The sequence below is a fragment of the Lactobacillus colini genome, from assembly GCF_017874575.1.
In the GTDB taxonomy this organism is placed as follows: domain Bacteria; phylum Bacillota; class Bacilli; order Lactobacillales; family Lactobacillaceae; genus Lactobacillus; species Lactobacillus colini.
Window position 1 is genome coordinate 31,459 of sequence record NZ_JAGGLU010000001.1, and the last position, 26,834, is coordinate 58,292.

Annotated in this window: 27 protein-coding genes; 21 read left to right on the forward strand and 6 right to left on the reverse strand. The window is 34.8% G+C overall.

Annotation, left to right across the window (positions count from 1 at the left end):
• Positions 1 to 30: 30 nt before the first annotated feature.
• On the reverse strand, positions 31 to 939 hold the full coding sequence (locus tag J2Z60_RS00150; RefSeq protein WP_209685125.1) for a LysR family transcriptional regulator: 909 nt from the start codon (positions 937 to 939) through the stop codon (positions 31 to 33).
• Positions 940 to 1,082: 143 nt separating this feature from the next.
• On the opposite strand from J2Z60_RS00150, the gene J2Z60_RS00155 reads away from it, so the two are divergent.
• The 5 genes from J2Z60_RS00155 to J2Z60_RS00175 all read left to right on the forward strand — a co-directional run bounded on the left by J2Z60_RS00155 (position 1,083) and on the right by J2Z60_RS00175 (position 5,071).
• Positions 1,083 to 2,411 carry an enolase C-terminal domain-like protein gene (locus tag J2Z60_RS00155; RefSeq protein WP_209685127.1) on the forward strand — a complete coding sequence of 443 codons (1,329 nt, stop codon included), beginning with the start codon at positions 1,083 to 1,085 and terminating at the stop codon, positions 2,409 to 2,411.
• A gap of 360 nt (positions 2,412 to 2,771) precedes the next feature.
• Entirely contained in the window at positions 2,772 to 3,959 is a 1,188-nt protein-coding gene (locus J2Z60_RS00160; RefSeq protein ID WP_209685130.1) for an MFS transporter, read from the forward strand.
• A 110-nt stretch (positions 3,960 to 4,069) separates the two neighbouring features.
• On the forward strand, positions 4,070 to 4,228 hold the full coding sequence (locus tag J2Z60_RS00165; RefSeq protein WP_209685132.1) for a hypothetical protein: 159 nt from the start codon (positions 4,070 to 4,072) through the stop codon (positions 4,226 to 4,228).
• Positions 4,218 to 4,424: a type II toxin-antitoxin system RelE/ParE family toxin gene (locus J2Z60_RS00170; protein WP_209685134.1), complete on the forward strand. Its 207-nt coding sequence runs from the start codon at positions 4,218 to 4,220 to the stop codon at positions 4,422 to 4,424. The genes J2Z60_RS00165 and J2Z60_RS00170 overlap by 11 nt, the downstream gene beginning before the upstream one ends.
• A gap of 86 nt (positions 4,425 to 4,510) precedes the next feature.
• The gene (locus J2Z60_RS00175; RefSeq protein ID WP_209685138.1) at positions 4,511 to 5,071 is read left to right on the forward strand and encodes a tetratricopeptide repeat protein; all 561 of its coding nucleotides are present in this window, start codon (positions 4,511 to 4,513) and stop codon (positions 5,069 to 5,071) included.
• 120 nt (positions 5,072 to 5,191) lie between these two features.
• Here J2Z60_RS00175 and J2Z60_RS00180 read toward each other — a convergent pair whose 3' ends face one another.
• Entirely contained in the window at positions 5,192 to 5,944 is a 753-nt protein-coding gene (locus J2Z60_RS00180) for an alpha/beta hydrolase (RefSeq protein WP_209685141.1), read from the reverse strand.
• 23 nt (positions 5,945 to 5,967) lie between these two features.
• On the reverse strand, positions 5,968 to 7,188 hold the full coding sequence (locus J2Z60_RS00185) for an MFS transporter (protein WP_209685143.1): 1,221 nt from the start codon (positions 7,186 to 7,188) through the stop codon (positions 5,968 to 5,970).
• 269 nt (positions 7,189 to 7,457) lie between these two features.
• Between J2Z60_RS00185 and vprA the strand changes: the two genes are divergently transcribed.
• Complete coding sequence (vprA, locus tag J2Z60_RS00190; protein WP_209685146.1) at positions 7,458 to 8,879, forward strand: vinyl phenol reductase; 1,422 nt, start codon at positions 7,458 to 7,460, stop codon at positions 8,877 to 8,879.
• Between the two features lie 105 nt (positions 8,880 to 8,984).
• Positions 8,985 to 10,694 carry an FAD-dependent oxidoreductase gene (locus J2Z60_RS00195; protein WP_209685148.1) on the forward strand — a complete coding sequence of 570 codons (1,710 nt, stop codon included), beginning with the start codon at positions 8,985 to 8,987 and terminating at the stop codon, positions 10,692 to 10,694.
• Positions 10,695 to 10,746: 52 nt separating this feature from the next.
• On the opposite strand, the gene J2Z60_RS00200 is transcribed toward J2Z60_RS00195, so the two are convergent.
• On the reverse strand, positions 10,747 to 11,664 hold the full coding sequence (locus J2Z60_RS00200) for a LysR family transcriptional regulator (protein WP_209685151.1): 918 nt from the start codon (positions 11,662 to 11,664) through the stop codon (positions 10,747 to 10,749).
• Positions 11,665 to 11,814: 150 nt separating this feature from the next.
• On the opposite strand from J2Z60_RS00200, the gene J2Z60_RS00205 reads away from it, so the two are divergent.
• The 7 genes from J2Z60_RS00205 to J2Z60_RS00235 all read left to right on the forward strand — a co-directional run bounded on the left by J2Z60_RS00205 (position 11,815) and on the right by J2Z60_RS00235 (position 15,723).
• A complete protein-coding gene (locus J2Z60_RS00205) occupies positions 11,815 to 12,729 on the forward strand; it encodes a shikimate dehydrogenase (RefSeq protein ID WP_209685154.1) in 915 nt (304 codons plus the stop codon).
• A 13-nt stretch (positions 12,730 to 12,742) separates the two neighbouring features.
• Positions 12,743 to 13,504 (forward strand): type I 3-dehydroquinate dehydratase, encoded by a 762-nt coding sequence (aroD, locus tag J2Z60_RS00210; RefSeq protein WP_209685156.1) that lies wholly within the window; start codon positions 12,743 to 12,745, stop codon positions 13,502 to 13,504.
• A gap of 103 nt (positions 13,505 to 13,607) precedes the next feature.
• Positions 13,608 to 13,757, forward strand: coding sequence for a 50S ribosomal protein L33 (gene rpmG, locus J2Z60_RS00215; protein WP_209685158.1), 150 nt, complete (start codon positions 13,608 to 13,610; stop codon positions 13,755 to 13,757).
• A 53-nt stretch (positions 13,758 to 13,810) separates the two neighbouring features.
• A complete protein-coding gene (locus J2Z60_RS00220) occupies positions 13,811 to 14,356 on the forward strand; it encodes a 5-formyltetrahydrofolate cyclo-ligase (protein WP_209685160.1) in 546 nt (181 codons plus the stop codon).
• 12 nt (positions 14,357 to 14,368) lie between these two features.
• Positions 14,369 to 15,055, forward strand: a complete 687-nt coding sequence (locus J2Z60_RS00225) for a rhomboid family intramembrane serine protease (RefSeq protein WP_209685162.1) — start codon at positions 14,369 to 14,371, stop codon at positions 15,053 to 15,055.
• Positions 15,055 to 15,288, forward strand: coding sequence for a YqgQ family protein (locus J2Z60_RS00230; protein WP_209685164.1), 234 nt, complete (start codon positions 15,055 to 15,057; stop codon positions 15,286 to 15,288). The genes J2Z60_RS00225 and J2Z60_RS00230 overlap by 1 nt, the downstream gene beginning before the upstream one ends.
• A 36-nt stretch (positions 15,289 to 15,324) precedes the next feature.
• Positions 15,325 to 15,723 carry a rhodanese-like domain-containing protein gene (locus J2Z60_RS00235; protein ID WP_209685166.1) on the forward strand — a complete coding sequence of 133 codons (399 nt, stop codon included), beginning with the start codon at positions 15,325 to 15,327 and terminating at the stop codon, positions 15,721 to 15,723.
• Between the two features lie 43 nt (positions 15,724 to 15,766).
• Here J2Z60_RS00235 and J2Z60_RS00240 read toward each other — a convergent pair whose 3' ends face one another.
• The gene (locus tag J2Z60_RS00240; RefSeq protein ID WP_209685168.1) at positions 15,767 to 15,946 is read right to left on the reverse strand and encodes a DUF3042 family protein; all 180 of its coding nucleotides are present in this window, start codon (positions 15,944 to 15,946) and stop codon (positions 15,767 to 15,769) included.
• A gap of 74 nt (positions 15,947 to 16,020) precedes the next feature.
• On the opposite strand from J2Z60_RS00240, the gene miaA reads away from it, so the two are divergent.
• The 7 genes from miaA to J2Z60_RS00275 all read left to right on the forward strand — a co-directional run bounded on the left by miaA (position 16,021) and on the right by J2Z60_RS00275 (position 24,159).
• The gene (miaA, locus tag J2Z60_RS00245) at positions 16,021 to 16,941 is read left to right on the forward strand and encodes a tRNA (adenosine(37)-N6)-dimethylallyltransferase MiaA (protein WP_209685170.1); all 921 of its coding nucleotides are present in this window, start codon (positions 16,021 to 16,023) and stop codon (positions 16,939 to 16,941) included.
• Positions 16,942 to 17,177: 236 nt separating this feature from the next.
• A complete protein-coding gene (gene glnA / locus J2Z60_RS00250; protein WP_209685172.1) occupies positions 17,178 to 18,515 on the forward strand; it encodes a type I glutamate--ammonia ligase in 1,338 nt (445 codons plus the stop codon).
• Positions 18,516 to 18,666: 151 nt separating this feature from the next.
• Entirely contained in the window at positions 18,667 to 20,166 is a 1,500-nt protein-coding gene (gene yjeM / locus J2Z60_RS00255) for a glutamate/gamma-aminobutyrate family transporter YjeM (RefSeq protein WP_209685175.1), read from the forward strand.
• Between the two features lie 90 nt (positions 20,167 to 20,256).
• Positions 20,257 to 21,075, forward strand: a complete 819-nt coding sequence (locus tag J2Z60_RS00260) for a Cof-type HAD-IIB family hydrolase (protein WP_209685178.1) — start codon at positions 20,257 to 20,259, stop codon at positions 21,073 to 21,075.
• A gap of 161 nt (positions 21,076 to 21,236) precedes the next feature.
• Positions 21,237 to 22,196, forward strand: a complete 960-nt coding sequence (locus J2Z60_RS00265) for an ATP-binding cassette domain-containing protein (RefSeq protein WP_209685180.1) — start codon at positions 21,237 to 21,239, stop codon at positions 22,194 to 22,196.
• Positions 22,189 to 23,733, forward strand: coding sequence for an ABC transporter permease/substrate-binding protein (locus J2Z60_RS00270; RefSeq protein ID WP_209685183.1), 1,545 nt, complete (start codon positions 22,189 to 22,191; stop codon positions 23,731 to 23,733). Before J2Z60_RS00265 ends, J2Z60_RS00270 begins: the two co-directional genes overlap by 8 nt.
• A gap of 15 nt (positions 23,734 to 23,748) precedes the next feature.
• Positions 23,749 to 24,159 (forward strand): OsmC family protein, encoded by a 411-nt coding sequence (locus tag J2Z60_RS00275; RefSeq protein WP_209685186.1) that lies wholly within the window; start codon positions 23,749 to 23,751, stop codon positions 24,157 to 24,159.
• An 87-nt stretch (positions 24,160 to 24,246) separates the two neighbouring features.
• Here the strand turns inward: J2Z60_RS00275 and ppsA are convergent, their stop codons facing one another.
• Entirely contained in the window at positions 24,247 to 26,634 is a 2,388-nt protein-coding gene (ppsA, locus tag J2Z60_RS00280) for a phosphoenolpyruvate synthase (RefSeq protein WP_209685189.1), read from the reverse strand.
• Between the last annotated feature and the right edge of the window lie 200 nt (positions 26,635 to 26,834).

Here is a 26,834-nt window from a genome sequence, read left to right on the forward strand (position 1 = left end):
GCTTTCAGAAGTTGTAGTGAATACTGAAGCTTAATGCTTTTTTATGCTCTCAATGTGTTGGATTAACTTTTTTAAGACAGGATTAGAGTTATGAGGATTATACCAAATAGCAGATGAATAATACTTATTGCAATCATCACTAATAGGTAAGAAATTAATCATTGGATTCTGGATCTCGTTTTCATCTTTTAAAACACTTGGGAATAACCCTATACCTTGATTTAATGCTACCATGAGATTTCTTTGCTCAAGAGTAGATACTGGATGCATTTGATTAGCTGATAGTAACCCAGAAAACTTAGCTGAAAAAGTCTGCTTAAGAAAACTTGATCCAAATGGTGAATAATATAATAGCTTGTAATCCTTAATCTGAGACAAGCTGATAGATTCTTGCTTACTTAAAGGATTGATTTTACTAATCCCTATATAAAGCTCACCTACGTAAAGGTCTATTTTAGCCAGGGATTCAGTTTGTGGATTATCATTTATATCATAAGATGGAGTAATACAGTAGTCTAAAATCGAATTTTTAACTAGGGACTTTAGTCTTTGGCCACTTTCTTGTTTTATTTCAAGCTGAATTTGTGGATTTTTTTCTAAAAAGTCAACTAAAGTTGTTTGTAAGATTGTTACTTGGCTAGGAGAAGAAATCCCAACAAACAACTTTTGAATTGTGCTATTTTCCTTTAATTTGAGTTGAGTTACTGCATTGTTGTACGTATTGATAATATCTTGGGCTGTAACTGCGAAACTTTTTCCAGCACTTGTAATATCAGTTCGATTATTTTTTCTGTCAAAAAGCTTGACGCCAAGCTCGGATTCCATTTGATTGATTTGCTTAGAAACTGCACGAGGTGATAAAAATAATTTTTCTGCAGCAGCTCTAAAGCTACCGTATTTAACAATAGTAAGAAAAGTTTTTAATTTATCGATATCCATTTTGATTTTACACTTCCTGAGTTGGTATTTTATTTTAGAATACAGCAACATATAGTTCATGTCATGTATTATCTGGTATCTGTGAATATATTCACATTATCCTTATAATGAAAGCGGTTAATATGAAAAGAGAGGTAAACTATATGTCAATTCCAAAAATTGAAAAGATGGAAGTATATCCAGTAGCAGGTTACGATAGTATGTTGCTTAATCTATCAGGAGCACACGGTCCATTCTTCACAAGAAATGTAACTATTATGTGGACTGACGAAGGAAAGATGGGGGTCAGTGAAGTTCCTGGCGGTCCAAAGATTACTAAGATTATTGAGGAATCAAAAGAATTTATTATTGGTTCATCTATTGGTGAATTCAAGAATGTCTTAAAGAAGATTCGTGAGAAGTTTGCCGGTATTGATAAAGGAGGACGCGGCAATCAAACTTATGATGAGCGTACTCTAGTTCATGCAGTAACTGCTGTCGAAACTTGTTACTTAGACCTTTTAGGTAAGCACCTGCATGTTCCAGTGGCTGCTTTACTTGGTGATGGACAACAACGTGAAAAGGTTGGCGTCTTAGGATACTTGTTCTATGTTGGTGATTCTTCTAAGACCGACTTACCTTATATTACTAATGATGATAATTCTGATGACTGGGGCAAGACTCGTAGAAAGCCACATATGACACCAGAATCCATTGTTGAAGAAGCTCAAGCAGCCTATGAAAGATACGGCTTTAAGACATTTAAGTTAAAGGGTGGCGTCTTTGACGGTGAAGAAGAAGTTAAAGCTATTAAGGCACTACATGAAGCCTTTCCTGATGCACGTTTAGACCTAGATCCTAATGGTGGCTGGTCATTAAAGCAAGCTCTGCACTATGCAGAAGAGATGAAAGATGATTTGTTCTACATTGAGGATCCATGTGGCGCTGAAGATGGATTCTCAGGAAGAGAAGTATTAGCTGAATTCTCTAGAATAACCCATATGCCGGTAGCCACTAATATGGTTGATACTGATTGGCGTCAAATGAATCATGCTTTGCAGCTTAATTCAATTTCAATTCCACTAGCAGATCCTCACTTCTGGACTATGGAAGGAGCTACACGGGTTGCACAACTTTGCAATGAGTTTAACCTTAATTGGGGTGTTCACTCAAATAATCACTTTGATATTTCACTTGCAATGGTTGCTAATACTGCTGCAGCTGCACCGGGTAAGATCTATGATGTTGATACTCACTGGATTTGGCAAGATGGTCAATACTTAACTAAGAATCCATACAAGATTGAAAATGGTGAATTAACTGTACCTAAGACTAATGAAGGTTTAGGTGTTGAAGTGGATCTTGATGCAGTTAAGAAGGCTAATAAGTTATACATTGATAATAATTGTGGCGCACGTGATGATGCTAAGGGGATGCAATATTATATTCCTGGTTGGAAATTTGATCCTAAGCGTCCCGCAATGGTGAGATAGTTTTGAAATATAATACTTAAAGATAAATACCATATTGAATTTGATGATGATTCAATATGGTATTTGTTTTTATATATAAAAAATTATTTCATTAAAAAATCCATTGTTAGCTTATTTACTTGGTCTCTAGCTTGATCCATGTTGTGGTTACCATTTTCAAGAATATGATATTCACTATTAGATAAAGCTGCATAGTAGTGTCGGGATGCATAGTTATTAACTACTTCATCATGTGATCCACAAGGTGTAATTTATAGCTTTCAAGTTTCAGATATATTATAATTTTTTAATATATCAAAATTAATAATAATTAACAGAAAAACAAATGTAATATTAAAAATTAAATAGGATGTGAGTTATATGGAAAAAAAGTATTTATTTAGAATATCCGTTATATTTCTTATACTTACTGGTTACTTTACTTTATTTAGATCAACTATGTCTGGTGTTTTTACTATCTTTTATTCAACTTCTGGAATTTCTGATGCACAGATTGGTTCAATAAAGTCTTTTCAAAATATTGGAATAATGTTAGGAATGTTACCTGCAGGGTATATATCAGATAAATTTGGTAGACTTAAGGTTCTAACACTTTCATCCTGTATTATTAGTTTCAGTTTTTTATTATTAGTGTTGTTCAGAAGTTATTTATCATTTTCATGTGCTGAATTTATTTATGGAATAGGATTAGCACTTAATTCAGGGACATTGTTAGCATATATCACTGAATTGCAAGAAGAATATAGTATAGAACCTGATAAAAAGTTAATGGGTATGCAAGTAATAGTTTTAAATATTACAGTTTTAGTAGGAGGAAATATTGGTACGTGGCTTTTTGATGTAAATCATTCGCTACCAATATGGTTTTCTACAATAGGATTATTTCTATATCCTATTGGTATGTATTCACTTATTAAATATATGAATTTTTCAGATAATAAATCTAAAACATATGCAAAAAAGGTTAATGAGTATAGTTTCATTAAGTTACTATCTTTTATTAAAAACCGTAAGTTTTGGATATTGCTGCTATTAAACATAGGATATGATTGTGGCACACAATTTGTTTTAATATATTGGTCAATTATATATGTAAAAAATTTACACTTTAATTTAACTGTAGTATATACTCTGTTTATGTGTGCATTTATTCTGGGTACAATTATTTTTAGTAAAATCATTATAAATACATCACTAAAAAGGTTACTTTTAGTTAATACATTATGTATAATGGTAGCGCTTATTTTAAGCGGAATGTTAACTGATAAATATATTTTATTAATACTGTTTTTAATAATAGAGTTAATAATGGGTATAATGTCAGGGCAAATTTCTGCCACAAGCAATTTAGCTATATATGGAGAAAATAATAAATCTATAATGTTGTCTGTTGTGTCGTTTGTTGCCGAAATTTTAGTAAGTATATCTCTATTCATTAATGATTTATTAGTTAAGATTAGTAATAATGTCAATATATTGTTTTGGGTTTCTGCTTGTTACTTTATAATATTGTTGTTTGTGGTTCCTTTGGTACATTACAATGATTAAAGTATTTATTATCAATAAAAATAAATTAAAAGCAGAAAATGTTACGAGTATAATTATATTAAATAGATTTGTAAATAACTTTCTAAAAGATCTATTTAGAAAATATTCAAATGAGCCATTTATGCAAAAACGCTAATTTTCATTTAAATGAGAAGACAAAAAAGGCACTGATTAGAGCTTATGTTGAAGAGAAAGAGATTATTCCAAATACTGCGCGAAAGTTTACTGATACAGAGGAATTGATGAAGGATTTATTTAGTGATGAATGATAAGTATGAAATTCACTACGATCCTGAGTTTAAAGAAGATATTAAGAGATGGAAAAAAGATAGACCCGATCTAAAAATAGAACTTAAAGCAATAGTTCAATTCATTCTTGAGTATGGATTCATTCCTGATGATTATAATCCTCATCCTTTGACAGATCCAGATTTACCTTATTATGGGTATAATGATTTATTTTAAGTCAATAAAACTGCTGATATTATTTGTTTATTAGCAGTTTTATCATGAAGTATAATTTTAGTAAAAGCTAATGAGAGAGGAAAAACATGAATAAGGACTATAACGAATCAGATGAATTGTTAGATATTGGAGCAGCAGCTTATCGTGAAGGAAATTACCAAAAAGCCCAAGAATATTATGAAAAATCTGCCAATCTGCACAATGCACAAGCAGCTTGTAACTTAGGCTATATTTATGAATACGGTAGAACTGGTGAAAAAGATACTGAAAAAGCATTCTATTATTATAGTGAAGCTGCTCTTCTTGGGAATGCTAATGCTTTTTATAAAGTGGGCGATAGTTACCTGTATGGTAATTTTGTTGCTAAAAATGGTAATTTAGCATTTTTGAATTATATGCAAGCAGCAGGATTTGCGGAAGATAGTGGAACAGATGAAGATATCAAATCAGATATTTATTATCGGATAGCCGTTTGCTACTTTAATGGCATTGGAACTGAAAAAGATAATCTTACAGCACTGATGTATATTAATAGGGCTGAGAGCTATGCTTACTTTGATCGCCAAAATAATAAATTTATGTGGAGATCAATCATGAAACGCATTAAAGCTTTGCGTGAAAAGATTTTGCGCGAAATTGAAGATTAGGTATTAGTGTGTGGAGCATTGAGTAAAAATTTAAAGTAATAAAAAACTTCTAATAATCGACGTTTATTAACGTTGATATATCAGAAGTTTTTTTGTTTAAGGCAATTATTAATATTTTGCTTACTTAGTCAAAAAATCTACGACTCTAGTGTAAACTTCATCACGATTTTGATGTAAACCATGGTCGCTTCCCTTAATTAAATGATATTCACAATTATCGAAGATTGCTTGATAATGACGACTGGCATAATTATTGACAACCTGATCATTTTCACCGTGTAGTGCTAAGACAGGACCTCGGAAGGCTTGTGCTATATCATAATTATTGATGAATCTAGCTGTTCTAAAGTACCAATCATTTAGTTTGAAGTCTTTAAAGTCTACTTTTTCTGGAATATTATTAGGATCGTAATTTACGCCCATGCAAGTTCCAATTCTAGCATCATCAACTAATGTAGCTGCGGATGACATGATTACTAGTTTAGCTACTTTATCAGGATAAAATCCCGCCATCATCGATGATAATACTCCACCTTGGGAGTGACCAATTAAGTAGAGATGATTTAGTCCATCAAAGTTATCAAAAACATATTGTAATACTGCATGGTAATCTTCTAATTCATTATAAATTGACATATTGTCTAATGGTCCATCACTTTCACCATGTCCATTAAAGTCAAATCTAACTGTGGCTAAGCCCTTTTCTTGTAATTTCTGAGCAATTACAGGCAATAAGTCATTAACCTTAGGATCCATCATACCAACAAATCCATAAGCTAAAATAGCTACATCATAGTTGTCAGAATTAGGCAATGAGATTTTCGCGGCTAGATTTAAGCCATCTCTTTTAATGGTGATATTTTTTTCAGTCATAATTAAATCCTTTCAGATAATATTTATTCTAAGTTGGAAATTCCATTTTTGATGCGAGCGGATTGATATTTTCGAACTATTAAGGCAAGCACAATACCTATTAAACAAATGATGAAATTAAATAGCAAAATATCTCTAGGTGCATTTTGACCAAGCTTAGCAGTAATAATTGCGGCAATTTGAATTACACCCCAGTTGGAAATACCATTAGCTAGTCCAATAGCAGATGTGGCGGTTGCCTTATGAGATGGATATAACCCAGAAAGTAATGAAACTGCTAACTGCATTAATCCACCAGCAGCGAACCAGCCCATTAATGCTGCAACTAAGAACAATAGAGCACCATTATGGATAAAGTAGGCTAGTAATAATGCAATTGCAGAAAATGCTGGATATAAAATTAAGACAGTTGTTTCTTTGAGCCCTTTGGTCACCATCCATGAAGTAACTAAAACAGAAATAAGTGAAGTTATTGCGTATACTGATTGAAGTAATGCAGGATTAGATAAGCCATAAAGCTTACCAAGTTCTTGATTAGTTTGTGTCCAAATCATGAATACAGCAGTGGAACTAAAACCCATTAATGCTAAAGCAATTGTTTCACCAGTAATCCTTAATTTGGCTTTTTTATCAGTTTCGCCTTCATTTGAGTTAGCTTGATTATCTGCTCCAACTTCAGGGAAAGGTAAGAAAATACTAATAATTGCAATTATAACGTATAAAATACCCAAAAAGTTAAATGCAACAGAAAAAGGAATCTTACTTGCTGCTAAGGCTACAATGATAAATGGCAAAATGAATTGTCCTAAACTAACAAAAAATTTCGTTAATAATGTTACTAAAGAGCGCTTCTTAGGGTAGGCATCCATCATTGATGGTGTCCAAGCGGCATTAGTAAAGGAATTAGCAACTCCTCCGGCAACGCCAGCAAGATAAGCTAGCCCCATATTAGGTGCATAAAGCATCCCAAAAGCGAAAGCTGCCCATAATAATGAAGAGATAATTGCAGAAGACTTTCTACCAAAATGGTCAGAAATCACACCTGTAAATAAGCTGGCAACAATTCCGCCGATTCCTACAGCTGAATTTACCGTTAGAACAGATGAAATATTGCTTCCTTGTCCCCATACTTGAGCTAATTGAACTTTATATTGTGCTGTAATTGACATATCAATCCCACAGAGTAGAAAAGAAACGTAAACGGCAATTGCAGTACTTATGTAACTACGTTTATTAATAGCCATATTTAATCTCCCAAAAAATAATTTATAAATTGTTTACGTATCCAGAATACAATGTAATCGGTTGCACAAAAATAAGAAATCTTAAAGAAATTAATAAAATAAATTTATGAATGATAGAAATAATCAATTAATTGTAGAAAATTAATAATATTACTTTGTGTTAAAAAACATATAGATAAATTTTATCAAAAAAGCTAGTTCCTATTATTGAAAGCGATTACCTATATGGCTATATAATAAACTGAATATAAATAGATTGGAGAAGAGCTATGTTAGCAAAGAATAAAGAATATGATTTAGCAATTGTTGGTGCGGGTCTATCAGGTTCAGTAGCTGCTGTACAAGCCGGATTATTAGGTATTAAGACTTTATTAGTAGAAAAAGGACGAACTTTAGGCGGAACAGGTAATTATGTGGAAGGAGTTTTTGCTGTAGGATCAAAATTGCAAAAAGAAAGAGGAGTTGATATTAATCCTCAAAAAATCATAGAAGAAGAAAGAGAATGGACTCATGCTTTAGCAGATATGAAGATTTGGCAAAATTATATTAATGAATCTGCTAAAAATATTGAATGGCTGCAAAAATATGGCGCCAGAATTTCTGAAATGAGAACTCTAGGCACTGGAGATGATACTTGGCACTTATTTGAAGGACATGGAAAACAAGCTATTAATCATGGTTTATTACCAGTTGCTAAAAAACATGGTGTAGAAATAATTACATCAAGTCGAGTAATTAAATTAGAGACAAATTCACAAGGCATAGTAAACGGAGTATTGCTTAAGGACTTTGAAAGTGATACTGAGCAGAGTATAGTTACCAAAAATGTTATTTTAGCTACAGGTGGATATTTAAATAATCCTGAATTATTAGATTCTAATAATAACCATAATTCTAACCGTATAATTCCGGTTAACTCAGGAAAGGATACAGGTGATGGTTTAAATCTGGCTTGGAATGTTGGAGCTAAAAAATTTGGAATGGGAACAGTAATGATGTTTGGAGGACAGCTTTATGAGCCTAAAGTAGCTGGTTATAAAAATTGGCAACGAGCAATAAATCGGGCAGTTACCCATGAAGCTATATTATGGGTTAACCAAAATGGTGAGCGATTTGCTAATGAAGATTGTACGGATATCTGGGCGATAGCTGGTAATACACTGATTAGGCAAGAGAAGGTTTATGCAATACTTGATCAAACACAGTTTAAATCTCTAGCTAAACATGCTTTTAAAGGAAATTATGATTATAAAAATTTATTAGCTGAGCTTGATTCTGATATAAAGTCAAATAAACCATATTTATTTAAGGCAAATACAGTTAAAGAACTAGCTAAAAAGATGCAACTAGATAATCTAGAAATTACAGTAAAACACTATAACGATTTAGTTAAGCAGGGAAGGGATACAGATTTTTATAAAAAAGCGAATTATTTGCATAAAATTTCAAACGGGCCAGTTTATGCTTTTGAATTGGGTGTTGGAGCATTTTGTACTTTAGGTGGCTTAAAAGTAAATTTTGAAAATAAAGTTTTAGACAATAACGGACATCCTATTGGTGGATTATATGCTATTGGAAGTGATGGTTCTGCAGTATTAGTTGGAGATACCTATGGGGTCAATGTCCCGGGCTCAGAAGCGGGATATTGTGTTTACTCAGGTAGAAACGCAGTTTTTAATTTAATCAAATAAACACTAATAGATAAAATCTATTAATATTAAATTATTTATTTATTTTTTGATAGATACAATTCAAATATAATGAAAGCGGTTAAAATATTTGAAAGGTAACCTATTATGAAAAAAGAAATAATTAAAACTCATGCAAAAGGCAAAAATGGTCAAATAGATTTTGATATTGATGTTACAGACAATCATATCAATGATATAAAAGTAACGAAAAGCTTTGAAACGCCAGCGATATTTAACCAAGTTTTTACACAATTAAAGCAAAATATTTTAGATAAGCAAACATTTGATGTTGACGCTATTTCTGGTGCAAGTATCATGACTAAAGCAATTACTGAATCAGGATCAAAAGCACTGAGAAATTCAAATATTACACCTAGAAGTAATCATCAAGCAATAAAGTATAGCAAGACAATCTTAAATACTGACGTAGCTGTGATAGGTTCGGGAATAGCTGGATTAATGGCTGCTTGTAGAGCATTATCAATGGGTAAAAAAGTCATCGTTTTAGAAAAGAACGGTTATTTAGGTGGTGCAACTATTCTAAATGGCTCTAATGTAGTTGCCACTGGCTCAAAGGTAGCCGAGAATGTATTGGGAAAAGAAGCTAAAAAGGATTCTAAAGAACTTTTGGTTAGGGATATCACTAGAGAGAGTTCAGGAACTAATTATCTTGATCTGTCTAAATTACTCGCTAATAATATTGGCTTAGCAGTTGACTTTATTTCAAAATTTGCTGGTCTTACTTATCAAAAATCTGAAATACAAACTATTGAGCACTCAGTTGATCGACAAATTGAAATGCCATCTGAAAGCTCATATGAGTTAATAATGAAAGTTGCTAAAGCATTTCAAAAAAAGGGTGGAAAAATCTTACTTGATGCTAGAGTTGAGGAATTAAATAAAGATAATAATGGCAACTTAGTTTCTTTAGTTGCAGAAGGGAAACATAAAAGTATACAAGTTAATTTTAAGTCGCTAATATTAGCTGCAGGTGGTTGGGGAGCTAGAGATTATAAAGCTAAAAAAACAGATATTCCATATTATGGTCCAATGACATCAACGGGTGATTATTTCGACTTTGCTAAGAATATGAATTTAGTTACTCGCAACCTTGACTGGTATAAAGTTTATCCACATGGTATTGAAGTACAACCTGGAATTGCCAAATTAACTACTTATTCTACTAAGGCAGTAAGTGATATGGGAGCTATTTTCATAAATCAAAATGGGAATAGAATAGTTAATGAATCAGCACCATATACACATTTTAGGGATGCTATAAATAAGCAAAAAAACAAAACAGCTTATATTATCATGGATCAAAGAATGTGGAATAAATTCTATGACGTCATGCTGAGATACGGTTTTACAGCTGGGGAAGTACAATCCTTCTTTAATTTAGATGGTAAAAAGAGTCCAGTGCTAGTTAAAGGTAATCTCCAAACTGTTGCCAAGAAAGCAAATATTAATTATTCTAATTTGCTCAATACTTTAGAAAATTACAGCAAGTATGTTAAAGCTAAACGTGATTCTGAATTTGGCAGAGATCCTAAATTCATGCACTTATATCAAGGAAATACTTACTACATAATTGAACAAAAGTTACGATTCTGCACTACCCTGGGTGGTTATGAAACTAATAAGAAAATGCAGTTACTTGATACAAAATTTAATACTGTGAATAATTTTTATGCTGCAGGCGAAATTATAGGTGGAGCAAATGGTCATGATTCTATGCCTAGTATGATGAATTCTTGGGCGTATGCATCAGGCTTTGTAGCCGGGACCAGTGCAGCTGATAATTGTAATTACTAGAAAAAAGCTGATAGTTAGTACTTACTTTAAAGTAAAAAACTATCAGCTATTTTTAAATTAATCTATTTTGATCAAGATAATTAAAACGGCAATATTTTTGAATAAAATCTTGAAAAGACGCTGCTGAAGGTGCTAAAAAGTGATTAGCCCTAGTAATGCAGTAAAGTCTATGCCAATTCTGCTTGTCACTTAAATGGAGTAATTTAACACGGTCGTTAACTAGATTAGGCAGATGAGGAATTATTGCTATTCCAAAATTATAATGAACAAAGCCAATAATTGAATTGTCTTCAAGAGATTCAAATTGAATTCGAGGTTTAACTTTGGCAGCTGATAATAATCTGTCTATATCTGACCTTAAACCGCTATTTTTTGAATATAAAATAAATGGGTATTTGGCTAGTTCTGATAATGATATTGTGGTGTTATTTTTAAATGGATACTCATTAGGGATTGCTACTAATAATTCTTGGTTTAGGAGATGTCTTATATTGAGCTGCTCGCGAGATTGAAGTGGAGGCATGGAAGATAAGACTATATCTAATTTATCATCAAGTAACTGGTCAATTAGTTCTGAAGTTGTCCCTTGAAAATATGAAAAGGAGATATTCTTTTTTTTAGGTTCCTTTTTAAATGCTGTAATCAATCTAGGAACGATATCCTGTCCCATTGTAAACGTAAAACCAATATTAATGTGTCCATTATTAACGTCAAGCAGCTCATTAATATATTCATTTCCTTCGTTAAGTGTATTTAAGCTGGCTTCAACATATTGCAAATATATCTGGCCATAATTAGTTAGCTTGATATTTCTGCCATCTTTTTCAAAAAGAGGAACCTTTAATTCTTGTTCTAAACTGTTGATTGCATATGATAATGATGGTTGAGAAATACCTAGGGCTTCAGCTGCCTTAGCCATATGCTGAGTCTTGGCAAGTTCAATAAAGAATTGTAAATGTCTCAAATTCATATATTACCTCAAAGAATTCGTAAATCTAAAATAAACAATAGAATAATTTTATTAATAAAATAATATTATTCTATTTATCCAGATAATTGCAAGCGTTAACATGATAAGAGGCTAGATAATAAAAGTATAAAGCAGTTTAAGGAGGTATTTATGGAAAACAAAATTACAGGTATAAATGGTCCCATTACCGGTTGGTTAGATGGACATACTTATCTTATTGGATTAATGGCGTATCCGATTCGACACTCAATGTCACCAACTATGCATAATAATGCATTTGCAAAGTTAGGTCTAAATTATGCTTATCTTTGCTTTGAAGTTGGCAATGATAAGCTTGAAGGTGCAGTTAATGCTATTCGTACATTAGATATGCGTGGCTCAAATGTATCTATGCCGAATAAAAAGGAAGTCATTAAGTACTTAGATAAATTATCTCCAGCTTCTAAGATGTGTGATGCAGTTAATACTATTGTTAATGACAATGGAGTTCTAACTGGTTACACTACTGATGGTATTGGCTTTGTCCAAGCACTTAAGGATGAAAATATTAGCGTTAAGGATAAGGTTATGACTCTAACTGGTGCTGGTGGTGCTGCAACTCCAATTGCAGTTCAATCTGCCTTAGATGGAGTTAAAGAGATTAGAATCTTTAATATTAAAGATAATAAGTGGCCTCAAGCAGAGAAGAATGTTAAGACTATTCGTGAAAATACTGATTGTAAAGTTTCTCTAACAGACTTAGCTGATAAGGATGCATTTAAAAAGTCCATCGCCGAATCAGATATTTATTGTGATGCAACTGGTGTAGGCATGAAGCCATTAGAAGATATGACTTTGGTAGAGGATCCATCATGGTTCCATAAGGATATGGTGGTATTTGATACTGTCTATGCTCCACGAACAACTAAGTTAATGAAAGTTGCTCAAAAAGCTGGTGTAGAGCATGTCTTTAATGGTATTGGCATGATGATTGAACAAGGTGCTGCTGCATTTAAGCTATGGACTGGTAAGGATATGCCAACAGACTACATTCGTCAAATTATGTTCGAAGATGAGAATAAGTAGTAAGGATTAGATAATGGCAACAGTTAAAATTAGAAATATGGTTTTGGGTGAAGGATTACCTAAAATTGCTGTTCCTAATGTAGGTCAAACTGAAGAAGATATTCTATCTTCTGCTAAAGAAATTTTGAAAGCTAAGTCTGACTTAATGGAATGGCGAATTGATTATTATTCACAAGGTATTAAGAATGCCGCTAAGTTAATATCTACCGCTAAAAAACTTAGAGAAGTTGTAGTAGATTTGCCTATTTTAGTTACTTTTAGAACTAAAAATGAAGGTGGTGTTCTTGAATTAAGCGAAAATGATTATCTGAACTTGGTTCAATTAGTTATCGAAAAGCGCCTAGGTGATGCAGTAGATATTGAACTATTTCATGATGAAGCTAAGGTAGAGGAACTAGTTCATCTTGCTCACAATTACAACGTTGTGGTTATTATGAGTAATCATGATTTTGAAAAGACCCCTGCTAAAGATGTAATTGAGTTTCGTTTAAAAAAGATGGCTGCTATAGGTGCAGATATTCCAAAACTCGCATGCATGCCACACAATAATCAAGATGTGTTAACACTTTTAAGCGCTACTAGTGAGGTTAATAATGAATTAGCTAATCCGTTAATTACTATGGCAATGGGTGATATTGGTAAAGTTACGAGAATAGCTGGACAAGTGTTTGGATCGAGTTTATCTTTTGGAGCAGTAGGTAAGACTTCTGCCCCTGGGCAATTATCAATTGAAGATTTACGAAATGCAGAAAAGTATCTCGAATTAAATCAATGATTGAACACTGTCACACATGATTTTTTTAAAATACTGGAAATATAATTCAAAAAGTTATATAATTTAACAGTCGATATAAAAATCAAATAGGTGGTGGAAAAAGATGGCAGAACATATCATCCTTGAATGTACTGAATGTGGTGACAGAAGTTACTTATCTTCAAAGAATAAGCGTAAACATCCAGAACGTTTAACTTTAAAGAAGTATTGCCCAGTTGAAAGAAAAGCAACACTTCACCGTGAAACTAAGTAATTAAAAACAACAGGTAATGCCTGTTGTTTTTTTTATAAAAAACGAGGTACTTAATGGAAAAGGGTCAACTTAGGGAGAGGCAACTAAGGATTCTAACAGAGTTTTCTCAGACTAAAGAAAAGCAGCAAGAAGATGAAATTTTAACCGCAAAGTTTTTACAATCGCCTTTGCTAAAAAACGCTCAAAAAATTGGTCTGACTCTTTCGCTACCCCTTGAAGTAGATACTTCAGAAATTATTGCGCAATTATGGGTATCAGGTAAGGAAGTCTACCTTCCGCGCTGCCTGCCTGAACGTCAAATGGAATTCACTAAGTTCACATATCAGACTAAATTAACAATGACCAGGTTCGGCGTTAAAGAGAATCATGAACCTGATGCTATAGTAGATAATAATCTAGACTTAGTTGTGGTACCATTACTAGCATATGGACAAGATCAGTCTGCAAGGTTAGGCTTTGGTGGTGGATATTATGATCGCTTTTTAGCTGAAAGAAATTTAACTACTGTTTCTTTAGTCAATTCTAAACAGTTATTTCAACATACTATCTGGTCTATTGAGCAGACAGATATTCCAATTAAGAATTACATAACAATTTAGTGGGAGGAATGTATGGAAAGTTCAAATTCCCAAAAATTTTCAAAAAATTTTATTACAACAGCAATTTTAATCGTTTTGTTTGGTGTCTTTTTAATTGAAACTTTTATGGGTGGGTCATATGATCTTAATACCCTAATTAGAATGGGAGCAATGAATAATCAGTTAGTCGTCATTAAGGGTCAATGGTGGCGTTTATTCACTGCTCAATTCTTACATATTGGCTGGTTACACATTGCTTCTAATGCGGTGATGATTTATTACTTAGGACAATTCTTAGAACAATTATTAGGTCATTGGCGTTTTTTAATTATCTATCTTTTAGCCGGAGTTGGTGGTAACTTATTGAGCTTAAGCTTAGGTAGTGATGCTACGATTGGAGCTGGCGCTTCAACTGCACTATTTGGCTTATTCGGTGCAGTTATCGCTATCTATCTTGCTAATCGTGAAGTTCCTCAGATAACTTACCTCGGTAAGCAGGCAATCGCTCTAGCGGTGATTAATATTGCCTTAGACTTATTTGCTAGTGGAATTGATATCCTAGGACATATTGGTGGCTTAGTATCTGGTTTCTTTTTGGCGATAGTCTTTGGTAGCCAATACTTGCGTAAGTATCATAATAAGCTTAGGGTTCTAGCTGCTGTTGCTTTAATAATTTATGTCGTGTTCTGTGTCCACCAAGGAATGGTGATTAGTAACTAATGAAGACTTTATATGATGTACAACAATTGCTTAAGCGATTCAATATTTTAGTTCATGTTGGTAAACGCAAGTGGGACATTGAGTTAATGGGATTCGAATTAGACAACTTACACATAGCTGGTGTAATCTCTGAAAAAGAATACATGACTGCTAAGTTAATTTTGCGTCATCAACATGAAATTGAAGAAGAGAAAGAAGCCTCTAGCACAAATCACGATAATGGATTATCATAATATTGTTAGACTAAAGAAGGGTATTTAGAAGAACTTATGAATATTTGGGGAATTATCAATTTAATTTTAATTATCATTATCTTGGCAATTGCCGGCAGTTGGCTTTGGATTAAGATTGAAGAGAAGCGTGTTGGCGGTGCAATTACTAATGAAGAATTTGAAAAAGGTAAGCACAAGGCTCAGATTATTGACGTCCGCGAGAAGAATCCTTTCAAAAGAAAGCATATCTTAGGCGCAAGAAACATTCCGATGACTATGTTTAAATATCAATATAGTGAAATTAGGCCTGATTTACCAGTCTATATCTATTCAGATACACCATCAGTTTCTCTTAGGGCGGTAAAGATTTTAAAGAAGAACGGTTATCAGAAGGTTTACTGGCTTAAAGATGGCTTCGATGGCTGGAAGGGTCAAACTAAGACTTCCAAATATTAAACAAAAAGAGGATCTTATTTAGACCCTCTTTCTTTATATATTATTAAGCTTGGTGTGAAGCAAAGCTCTTACGGTTAGCACGCTTGCGGTTCTCTTCAATTCTGCTACTTTCTTGCTCTTTAGGTTCAACGACTTTCTTTTTATAAGTTAATAAGCCAGCAGCGAGTGCACCAATAGTAGCAGCAACGCCAGTTACAACACCAGCACCAAATTTCTTAGCCATACGGTATACCTCCTAGAATTTATCTATTTACTATGATTCTAACAGTCTTTTTATACTAAATAAAGGATTTAAATATGCAAAAAATAATTATTATGGTTGGACCAACGGCAATTGGTAAGACAGATTTAGCACTTAACTTAGCACCTAAGATTAATGCTGAGATTATCTCTGGTGATTCAATGCAAATCTATCAAGAAGTATCAATCGGGACTGCTAAGCCAACTGCAGCAGAGCAAGCCCAGGTAAAACATTATCTTATTAACGAAAAGTCAATCTTTGAGGAATATTCAGTTAAAGACTTTGTTAAAGCTGCAACGTCTGCAGTTGATGAGATTGTAGCTACTGGCAGGGTCCCCTTAGTTGTTGGTGGAACCGGATTCTACATTAATGCTCTAGTTAATAAGATGCAGTTAGGTGAGCCTGGAGAGTACAAGACCAGCGTTGACGCTAAATGGGAACAATACTTAGCTGATTATGGTCCTCAGCAGCTATGGAATGAATTGAATAAGCTTGATCCCCAAGCTGCGAGCAAGATTGCCGTTCCTAATAGCCGCCGTACTTTAAGGGCTTTAACGGTAATTACTAGGACAGGCAAGTTATTCTCTCAGCAGCAAAGTCAAATTGAACCGCGTTATGATGCTTTAATCATCGGTTTGAATACTGATCGCAAGATAGTTTATGAACGAATTAATAAGCGGGTTGATATAATGATGGAGCGTGGCTTACTGGATGAAGCAAAGCTGATTTATGAAAATCGCAAACGTGAGCATCAAGTAATTCAAGCAATTGGTTATAAAGAATTCTTTCCTTATTTTCAAGGTGATAGAAGCCTAGAAGAATGTGTTTCTAAGCTTAAACAAGCCTCACGCAAATATGCTAAAAGACAATTGACTTATTTTAAACATCAATTATCGGTCGACTGGTTTGACCCAATTAGGGATTCGAATTGCGCAGATGCAATATATCAAAAAGTAACTGAATTCTTGAATAAATAATTATCATAAAATGCAATAACTACGTCAGCATAAGCAGATGAATAAAATATTAAAATAAATTCTAAAAAATATCTAAATTTTTCAAAATAATTAAAATAATTAGCTAATTATATTGACGATACCAATTTAGTTTGCTACTGTAGTTATGTGCAAAAGCACAAGTAATATAAAGAGTTTCTAGGACTATACCAATTTTTGTAAAACTGGTGAAAGATCCTTTAGAATAGGTGTGTACAATGAGTAAAGAAATTACTGCAGAAGATATTAAGAAGAGCGTTGAAGATAACGATGTTCGTTTTTTACGTTTGGCTTTTACTGATATTAACGGTACTTTAAAAGCCGTTGAAGTTCCTAAGAGCCAATTGGACAAGGTATTAACTAACGATATCCGTTTTGATGGTTCTTCAATTGATGGTTTTGTGCGTTTGGAAGAGAGTGACATGGTATTATACCCAGACTTCTCTACCTGGTCAGTACTTCCTTGGACTGATAATCGTGGTGGAAAGGTCGGTCGCTTAATTTGCTCTGTGCACAAGACTAATGGTGAGCCATTTGCAGGTGATCCAAGAAATAATTTAAAGCGTGTTATTGGTGAAATGAAAGAACTTGGATTTAGTGAATTTGATATTGGCTTTGAAGCTGAGTTCCACTTGTTCAAGTTAGGTGAAGATGGCAATTGGACTACCGAGTTCCCAGATCAAGCTTCATACTTTGACATGACTTCTGATGATGAAGGGGCAAGATGCCGTCGTGAAATCGTTGAAACACTGGAAGACATGGGCTTTGAGGTTGAAGCTGCTCACCATGAAGTAGGTGACGGCCAACAAGAAATTGACTTTAAGTTCGATGATGCCTTAACTACTGCTGACCGTGTTCAAACCTTTAAGATGGTCGTTCGTGAAGTTGCTAGAAAGCATGGATTGTTTGCAACATTTATGGCTAAGCCAATTGAAGGACAAGCCGGTAACGGGATGCATACTAATATGTCACTATTTAAGGATGGCAAGAATGCGTTCTACGACAAGGATGGCGAATTCCACTTATCTAAGACTGCCTTAACATTCTTAAATGGTATCTTAGAACATGCCCGCGCAATTACTGCAATTGGTAACCCGACTGTTAACTCATACAAGCGCTTGATTCCAGGCTTCGAAGCACCAGTGTACATTTCTTGGGCTTCTAAGAACCGCTCACCATTAGTTCGTATTCCTGCAGCTAATGAAGTTGGTACCCGTCTTGAAATGCGCTCAGCAGACCCAACAGCTAACCCATATTTATTATTAGCCGCTTGCCTTACTGCTGGCTTGCAAGGTATTAAGGAAGGCAAGATGCCAATGGACCCAGTAACGTCTAATGTCTTTGAAATGAGCGAAGAAGAGAGAGCTGAGAAAGGAATTAAGCCACTCCCATCAACTCTTCACAATGCTATCAAGGCCTTTAAGCAAGATGAACTGATTCAAAGAGCCCTCGGTGAACACTTAACTCAAAGCTTTATTGATTCTAAAGAATTAGAATGGTCACAATATACTCAAAGTGTTTCTGAATGGGAAAGAAACAAGTACATGAACTACTAAAGATAATGAATAATTAGACTAAATGGTGATTGCCTTGAGTAATCATCATTTTTTATGTTATTGAAGTTATTTTTTAAACTGGGTTAAAAAATCATCCTAAAAGTAGGATAATAGAAATGTTGTTAAATAAAAGGAGTGTTTTTTATTTTTTATGAAAGATAGTAACAGCGTCAAAATTAAACTAGGCTCGTTAGTTTTGATGATTTTTTCAGCCATTTTTGGCTTCAGTAATTCGCTGACAGCCTTTTACCAGATGGGATATTCGAGTATCATTTGGTATGTTTTGACGGCAATTTTCTTCTTCGTACCATCAGCTTTGATGTTTGCCGAGTATGGTGCTTCTTTTAAAGGAGCTAAGGGTGGAATCTTCTCATGGTTGCGTGGTTCTGTTAGTGAGAGGACAGCCTTCATTGGAACTTTTATTTGGTTAGCTGCTTGGGTTGTTTGGTTAGTATCATCGACGCAATTTTTCTTAGTATCATTATCGACTGCTATTTGGGGACATGATACTACTCAGAGTTGGCATTTAGCTAGTCTTAATTCAACGCAGCTGTTAGGTATCTTGGAGGTCATTTTCTTAGTTGTAGTTACGTTTTGTGCAGCCAAGGGTGTTGACAAGATTAAGGCTGTAAGTAATATTGGTGGTTTCTTCACTTTGGCAATCGCCATTGGCTTTATGGTAATTTCAGCTTTGGTGTTTTTCTTAAATCATGGCCAGCTTGCTGAACCAATTACTGCTACTAATTTGACTCACTCACCTAATCCTGCTTTCCAATCTCCAATCGCAATCGTATCATTCATTGTTTATGCATTATTTGCCTATGGCGGTTTGGAAACTTCAGCTGGGGTGATTGATTCAGTTGACAAGCCAGAAAAGACCTTCCCTAAGGGATTGATTATTTCAATGATTTTGATGACTGCACTCTATGTCTTGAATATTTTGATGTGTGGGGTTGCAGTTAACTGGAATCATAGCTTATCTGGTAAGAGCGTTGACTTAGCTAATGTTGAATATGTATTAATTAACAACTTAGGTGTAGTAACTGGCCATGCTTTAGGTTTATCATCTTCAGCTTCTTTAGCTTTAGGAACGGTTTTTTCACATTTTGCAGGAATTGCTGATGTTTTAGCTGGAGTTTCTGCGGCTATCTTAATGGTATATTCACCAATTAAGTCATTTATTGAAGGCTGTGACCCCAAGTTAATGCCTAAGAAGTTAACTAAGCTTAATAAGCACAATATGCCCGAATATGCAATGTGGTTGCAAGCTATCATTGTAAGTGTGATTATCTTATTCATTTCATTTGGTGGTAATGCAGCAGGTCAATTCTATACTATCTTGATGGATATGATGAATGTATCATCTTCAGCACCGTACTTATTTTTAATTGGTGCTTTCCCATTCTTCAAGATGAAAAAAGACCTAGATCGTCCATTTGTATTTATCAATAATATGAAGCTGGTCTGGATCATGACGATAGTTGTCTGGCTAGTAGTTGCGATTGGAATTGTCTTTACTTGTATTGAGCCTTTGTTTAGTCATGATTATGCAACTTCATTCTGGACTGCAATTGGGCCTGTAGCCTTTGGAATTGTTGCTTGGATTTACTATGCGTATCGAGAGCATAAGAATAAGGCGCTAAGTGAATAGAGACTATAAAGATGTAGCTAATATGACTGCATCTTTATTTTTTTATTGTTATACTAATTGAGTAACTACTTAGAGATAGGAGATGTGATAATGACTTTACCTTTTAAGGCGGTAGCTGTTGATATGGATGGAACTTTTTTAAATGGTGAGAGAACTTACGATAAGAAGCTATTTGACAAGGTATTAACACAGCTTGAAGAGCGTAATGTTCACTTTATCGTCGCCTCTGGGCGTCCTTATGCTCGCTTAAGGGATGACTTTATTGAATTTGTTGATCGGATGGATTTCGTTACCGCAAATGGTTCACGCCTAATGTCTGATGATAAGGAAATTGGCATAACTACCATGAAGCGTGAAACTATCTTGCAATTAATTGAAGAAGTTCATGCTAAGTATGGCAAGATTGCAACGATTTTATTTGGGCCTAATATGGCTTATGTTGGTGCCGATGCACCAAGAAGAGATAAGGACTTTTTAAGATATTTTGCTGGTAATTCTACTGAAGTCAAGGGCTGGGATAAGTTACCAGATGCTCAATTTATTGAATTAACATTTCACTATGATCGAAAATTTGCTTCACAGATTGAGCGCGACTTTAATCGCAAGCATGGTAAGCTGATCTCTGTATTTGGTTCTGCTGATAGAGCAATTGATGTTAATGCTTATGGTGTAAGTAAGGGAAATGGTCTTAAGGAGATGCTTACTAAGTTTGGGTTAACGGGCGATGACCTGATTGCCTTCGGTGATGGTGGCAATGATATTCCGATGCTAGATTTTGCCAAGTATTCATATGCAATGGAGAATGGTATGGCCGAAGTTAAGAATCATGCTCGTTTTATTGCCCCTCGTAATACTGAAAATGGCGTTTTGCGAGTTTTACAAGAATATCTTGATAAAGATCAGGATTAGTTCTAAGTAAACAGAGATACAAATACGATTATAAGATCGTCAATGTATCTCTTTTTATTTAGCAATTTATTACTAAAAATAGCATAAAATTATCGTAATTTCTTGGTGATTTATACCATCTAGTGAGAAAATATAAGGGACTATGTCGATAGGAGAATAATATGATTAGTTATCAGAATATTACCAAGAAGTATGGTGACAACATTATCCTAAAAAATATCTCCTTCCAAATTAATGATAATGAAATTTTTGTGCTAGTTGGACCAAGTGGCGGTGGTAAGACTACACTGTTAAAGATGTTTAACAGGCTAGTTGAGTCTACAAGTGGGGATATTTTTTATAACGAAAAAAATATTAAAGATTATAAAATTAAAGACCTAAGGCAAGAAATTGGATATGTCTTGCAGTCAGCGAGTTTATTCCCTAACTTGACGGTTGGTGAGAATATAACTATTGCCTTAGAGCAGAAGAAAGTCAGCAAGTCTAAACGAATTGATCGCCAAAAGCAACTTCTTAGAGCTGTAGGAATGGATCCTGACTTATATCTAGATAGAATGCCTAATGAGCTATCAGGTGGAGAGCAACAGCGGGTAGGAATTATTAGAGCACTAGCAGCGGATCCGCCAGTAGTCTTAATGGATGAACCATTCTATGCACTTGATCCGGTAATGAGGAAGCAATTGCAAGACTTAGTCTTAAATCTGCATCACAAGATGGGTAAGACCATCTTATTTGTAACTCATGATATGCAAGAGGCTATTCGTATGGGGGATAGGATTGGTGTAATTCACGCAGGTCAGCTTGAACAAGTAGGTAAGCCACGTGAGATCTTGCAACATCCAGCGACAGAATTCGTGAAGAAGTTCTTTGCTGGTAATAAGATGCAAGCGTCCCTAGATTTAGAGAGCTTACTTAAAGGTGAGCTGGGAGTAGATCCGCGCTTTTATCCTAAGACAGAGACTCTACCTAGGTATCATGTATACAGCATTAGAGACCTAGTAAAGGATTGTTCTAATCATCCAGATTCACTGTTTATTGCAGAAACGGAGTTTGGTGTGTTCTTGATCGAACCTAAGAGAGTATGGAATTTCTTATTGAAGAGGGTGGTAGATAATGATTAAATCACTGTGGAATATAATTTTGACCGAGCATGATCAGATCTTATCGACTACTCTCGTGCATATTAAGATCTCATTAATATCATTATTTATTGCAATGGCGATAGCGGTTCCGTTAGCTTTTATTTTGAAAAATCATAAAAAGTTGGCAGGGTTTACTTTACAATTAGCAGGAATAGTTCAAACAATTCCTAGTCTAGCAATTTTAGGATTGTTGTTGCCCTTTGTAGGCATTGGGACTGTACCAGCGATTATAGCGTTAGTACTCTATGCTATTATGCCTATCTTTCAAAATACCTATTCAGGCTTAGTAAATATCCCTGAAAATTTGCAAGAGGCTGCCGATGCCTTTGGATTATCTAAATGGAAGAAGTTTCAGCGCTTAGAACTACCTCTGGCCATGCCGATGATTCTATCTGGAATTAGGATTGCCCTGGTAATGATTATTGGAACAGCCACCTTAGCAGCCCTAATCGGAGGTGGTGGATTAGGTACTTATATTTATGTAGGTATTAATTCTAATAACAATACCGAGGTCTTGTTAGGGGCAATCTTATCAGCAGTTTTGGCCTTATTTTTCAGTTGGTTTTTGAATTTTATTTCTAAAAATAAAACTAGAACCAAGATTGGATTAGGAATAATTGCCATTTGCTTATTAATATGGGGTGCTAGCAGTGCATACCATGCTATGCAGCCGCAAGTAGCCGAAAAGGCTGAACCACAAGAAATTATAATTGCTGGCAAGATGGGGTCCGAACCAGATATTCTGATTAACATGTATAAAGAATTAATCGAAAAGAATGACCCGGATACCAAGGTGGTTTTAAAGCCTAACTTTGGTGGTACGACCTTCTTATTTAGGGCTTTAGAGAGTGATAAGATTGATATTTATCCAGAATTCACTGGGACGGTCTTACAGACTTTAGTCAAGACTAATCAAAAGACTGGCTCTGATCCTAAACAAGTTTATCTTGAAGCTAAAAATGGCTTAAAGAATCAATATAAGATGACCTACTTGCAACCTATGCAATATCAAAATGGTTATGCATTGGCTACGACTAAGAAGTTTGCCAATAAATATCATTTAAGTAAGATGAGTGACTTGAAACGGGTAAATAAGCAAGTTAAAGCAGCATTTGATCCAGATTTTAATAATCTTAAGGATGGTTATCCTGGGTTGAAGCAGGCGTACAAGTTGAACTTTAAAAATATTAAGACAACTGAATCAAGTATTCGTTATCGAGCAATTGCTAATGGGGATGCTAATGTAGTTGATGGTTATACGACAGATGCTGAAATTAAAAAATATCATCTAGTGATGCTAGAGGACGATAAGCACTTCTTCCCACCATATCAAGGCTCAGCCTTGATGAAGTCTAGCTTTGCCCAGCGTAATCCTAAGGTTGTTAGAGCATTGAACAAGTTAGCTGGTAAAATTACTACTCAGCAGATGCAAGAGATGAATTATTTAGTAAATGTTAAACATGACAAGCCAGCTAAAGTAGCACATAATTTTTTAGTTGAACATGGACTATTATAATGAAAGGAAAGTCAAATGAGTGAATATATAGTGGACACAAATCTAGAAGATCCTTGGAAAGCCAATAATAATACTGGCAGTTTTAACTTTTTAGCTGATGAGGAAGTTAAGTTTAGTGAAGCCCAAGGTCCTAATCCAGTGCAATATTTAACTGGGGCCTTGAATAGTTGCATTACAATCTCAGCGGGAATGATTAACCAAGTTCACAAGCTGGGTGTGACTAACTTTAAGGTTCACAGTAAGGCAATTACTAAAAAAGTAGGTCATCAGTCAAGCGTAACTAAGATTGAAACGGAGATTTCTTTTGATTCAGAGATGGATGAAAAGCAAAGAGAAGATTATCTAAGTCATATTCTACATGTATCAACCGTTTACCAAACTCTAAAGAAATGCATTGATATTGAGGTAAAGCTTCAGTCTAACTAACCTAAAAGGCAGAACAAGAAATTTCAAAATCTTGTTCTGCCTTTTTCTATCTTAAGTCAAGTAATATCAGTAATTTAATCAAATTAATTACCATTCATAGTCCTCAGTATCAGCTTTACCTAATCCAGTTGCCTTGTCAAGTAAGATTCGCTGTTCAAAGTGAGCGACATTACGCTTGGTAAGCTTAACCATATCAGGATTTACTGATACATAATCAATGCCACTTCTTACCAAAAATTCAGTGAACTCAGGGTATTCTGAAGGAGCTTGGCCACAGATTGAAACTGTCTTGCCATCCTTGTGGGCTACCTTAATGAGGTGGCGAATAGCACGCTTAACTGCTAAATTGCGCTCATCAAATAAGTTAGAAATGACCTCATTGTTTCTATCGCAACCAAGTAAAAGCATAGTTAAGTCATTGGAGCCAATGGAGTAACCATCAATAAATTGGTTGAATTGATCGGCTAAGATAATGTTAGCTGGGATTTCGGCCATCATGTAAACTTTGAAGTCAGCACTTCTTTCAAGCCCTTGGTCACGCATGATTTCAGTAACTTTTCTAGCTTCGTCAACAGTTCTACAGAATGGAATCATGACGTTCAGGTTCTTTAAGCCAAATTCGTTGCGAACTTTCTTAACAGCTTCGAGTTCTAACTTGAAGGCATTAATATATTTAGGATCATAGTAACGAGAAGCTCCACGCCAACCTAATAAGTCAGCTGGTTCATGTGGCTCGTACTTTTCGCCACCTTTAAGATTGCGGTATTCACCTGACTTGAAGTCTGAGAATCTTAAGACAACTGGTCTTGGAGCCATCGCACGGGCAACTTTACTAATACCGTTAGCGAGTTCATTCACTACGCGTTCTGGGTGACCAGTTTCGATTAAGTAGAGAGGATGCTGGTGAATATAAGTAGTCCATAGGAATTCTTCCCTCATAAGACCAATTCCGTCTGCTGGTAAGTCGGCGTATTTTTCAGCTAGGTCAGGATCACCTAAGTTCATCATAACTCTAGTTGCAGTAGGTGCGAAGTACTCAGTTGCTGGAGCGACTTGAGTGACTGCTGTCTGTTTAGGCTTAACTACATCTTCAACTACACCTTCGTAGACTATACCATTTTTAGCATCAATGGTAATTGATTGACCATTCTGAAGAATCTTAGTTGCAGCATTGCCACGACTTGTGGTACCCACTAAACATGGAATCTGCATTTCTCTAGATACGATAGCTGCATGACATGTCATACCACCGTTATTAGTAATGATAGCAGCTGCCTTCTTCATAGCTGGAACCCAGTCAGGTGAGGTCATAAGAGTTACTAAGATTTCACCTTCCTTGAATTCATTAATATCTTTAGGATCGTCAATAATATGAACTTTACCTGTAGCAATACCAGGTGAAGCAGGTAGACCCTTTAGAATAACCTTTTTTTCAGTGGTTAAAACTTCTGCTTTTGTTGTTTGCTCATCTGTTTCTTTTTTGCGTTGTGACCATACAGTTTCTGGACGAGCTTGAACGATCCATAACTTGTTATCTTGGTCCAAAGACCATTCAGTATCCATATAGCATCCATAATGCTTTTCAATTTGCTTAGCATAGCCAGCTAGTTCGATAATTTGTTCATCAGTTAAGACAGGTTTATTAATTCGATCTTCTGGCACCTTGTGTTGCTCAGTACCACCTGAAGGCAGGCGAACAAGTTCAATTTCCTTTTTAGTAATATTTTTGTCGACGATTTTCATAGATTGCTTGTCGACAACGAAGTTATCAGGCGTTACAGTACCAGAAACAACGTATTCACCCAGGCCCCAAGCCCCTTCAATCATGATCTTAGTATCATCACCGGTAGCTACATTAACTGTGAACATAACACCTGCTGCTTTTGAAAAGGCCATCATCTGAATTGCGGCAGATAGGGCGACTTTTTCTTGTGGGAAGTTTTGTTTAATACGATAGTAAGTTGCACGATCGGTGAATAATGAAGCATAACATTCTTGTACCTTACGGACAACATTGTTTCTACCATGAACATTTAAGTAAGTATCTTGCTCACCAGCAAAGCTTGCATTTGGTAAATCTTCAGCCGTAGCACTTGATCTAACAGCTACAAACGGCTCGTTTTGATTCATTCTTTGAGCCAGTGAATCATATGCATTACTAATCTCATCTCTTAAGTCATCTGGCATTGGTGCATCAAGAATGAGCTTTCTAATTTGTGAGCAAACTTTATGAAGTTCCTCAGAATTTTCAGGATCTTTCAGCGAATCTAATAAGGCATCAATTTTGGGATTTAGGTTAGAATAGTTAATAAAATGACGGTATCCAGCAGCCGTTGTTGCAAAGCCAAATGGTACTGGGACATCAGTTTCTGAAGTTAATTCTCCAAGTGAAGATGACTTACCGCCAACAATATCTACATCCTTGCGATGTAATTGGTCAAACCATAAAACATAAGCCGAATTTCTATTTTCCATGTTTGTCACGACTTTCTATTGAAAACGCTTACTTAGTTTACAATTATTATTATAGCATTAAAACTGCATAATTTAGTTTTTTGATATTGTGGATCGGTCTAGATAGGCATGTTATATAGCGTCAAATCTTGAACTAACAGTGTTAAAAAAATTAAGAAACTATCTTTTTTCGTTAAACAAATATTTAAAAAATAAATTGT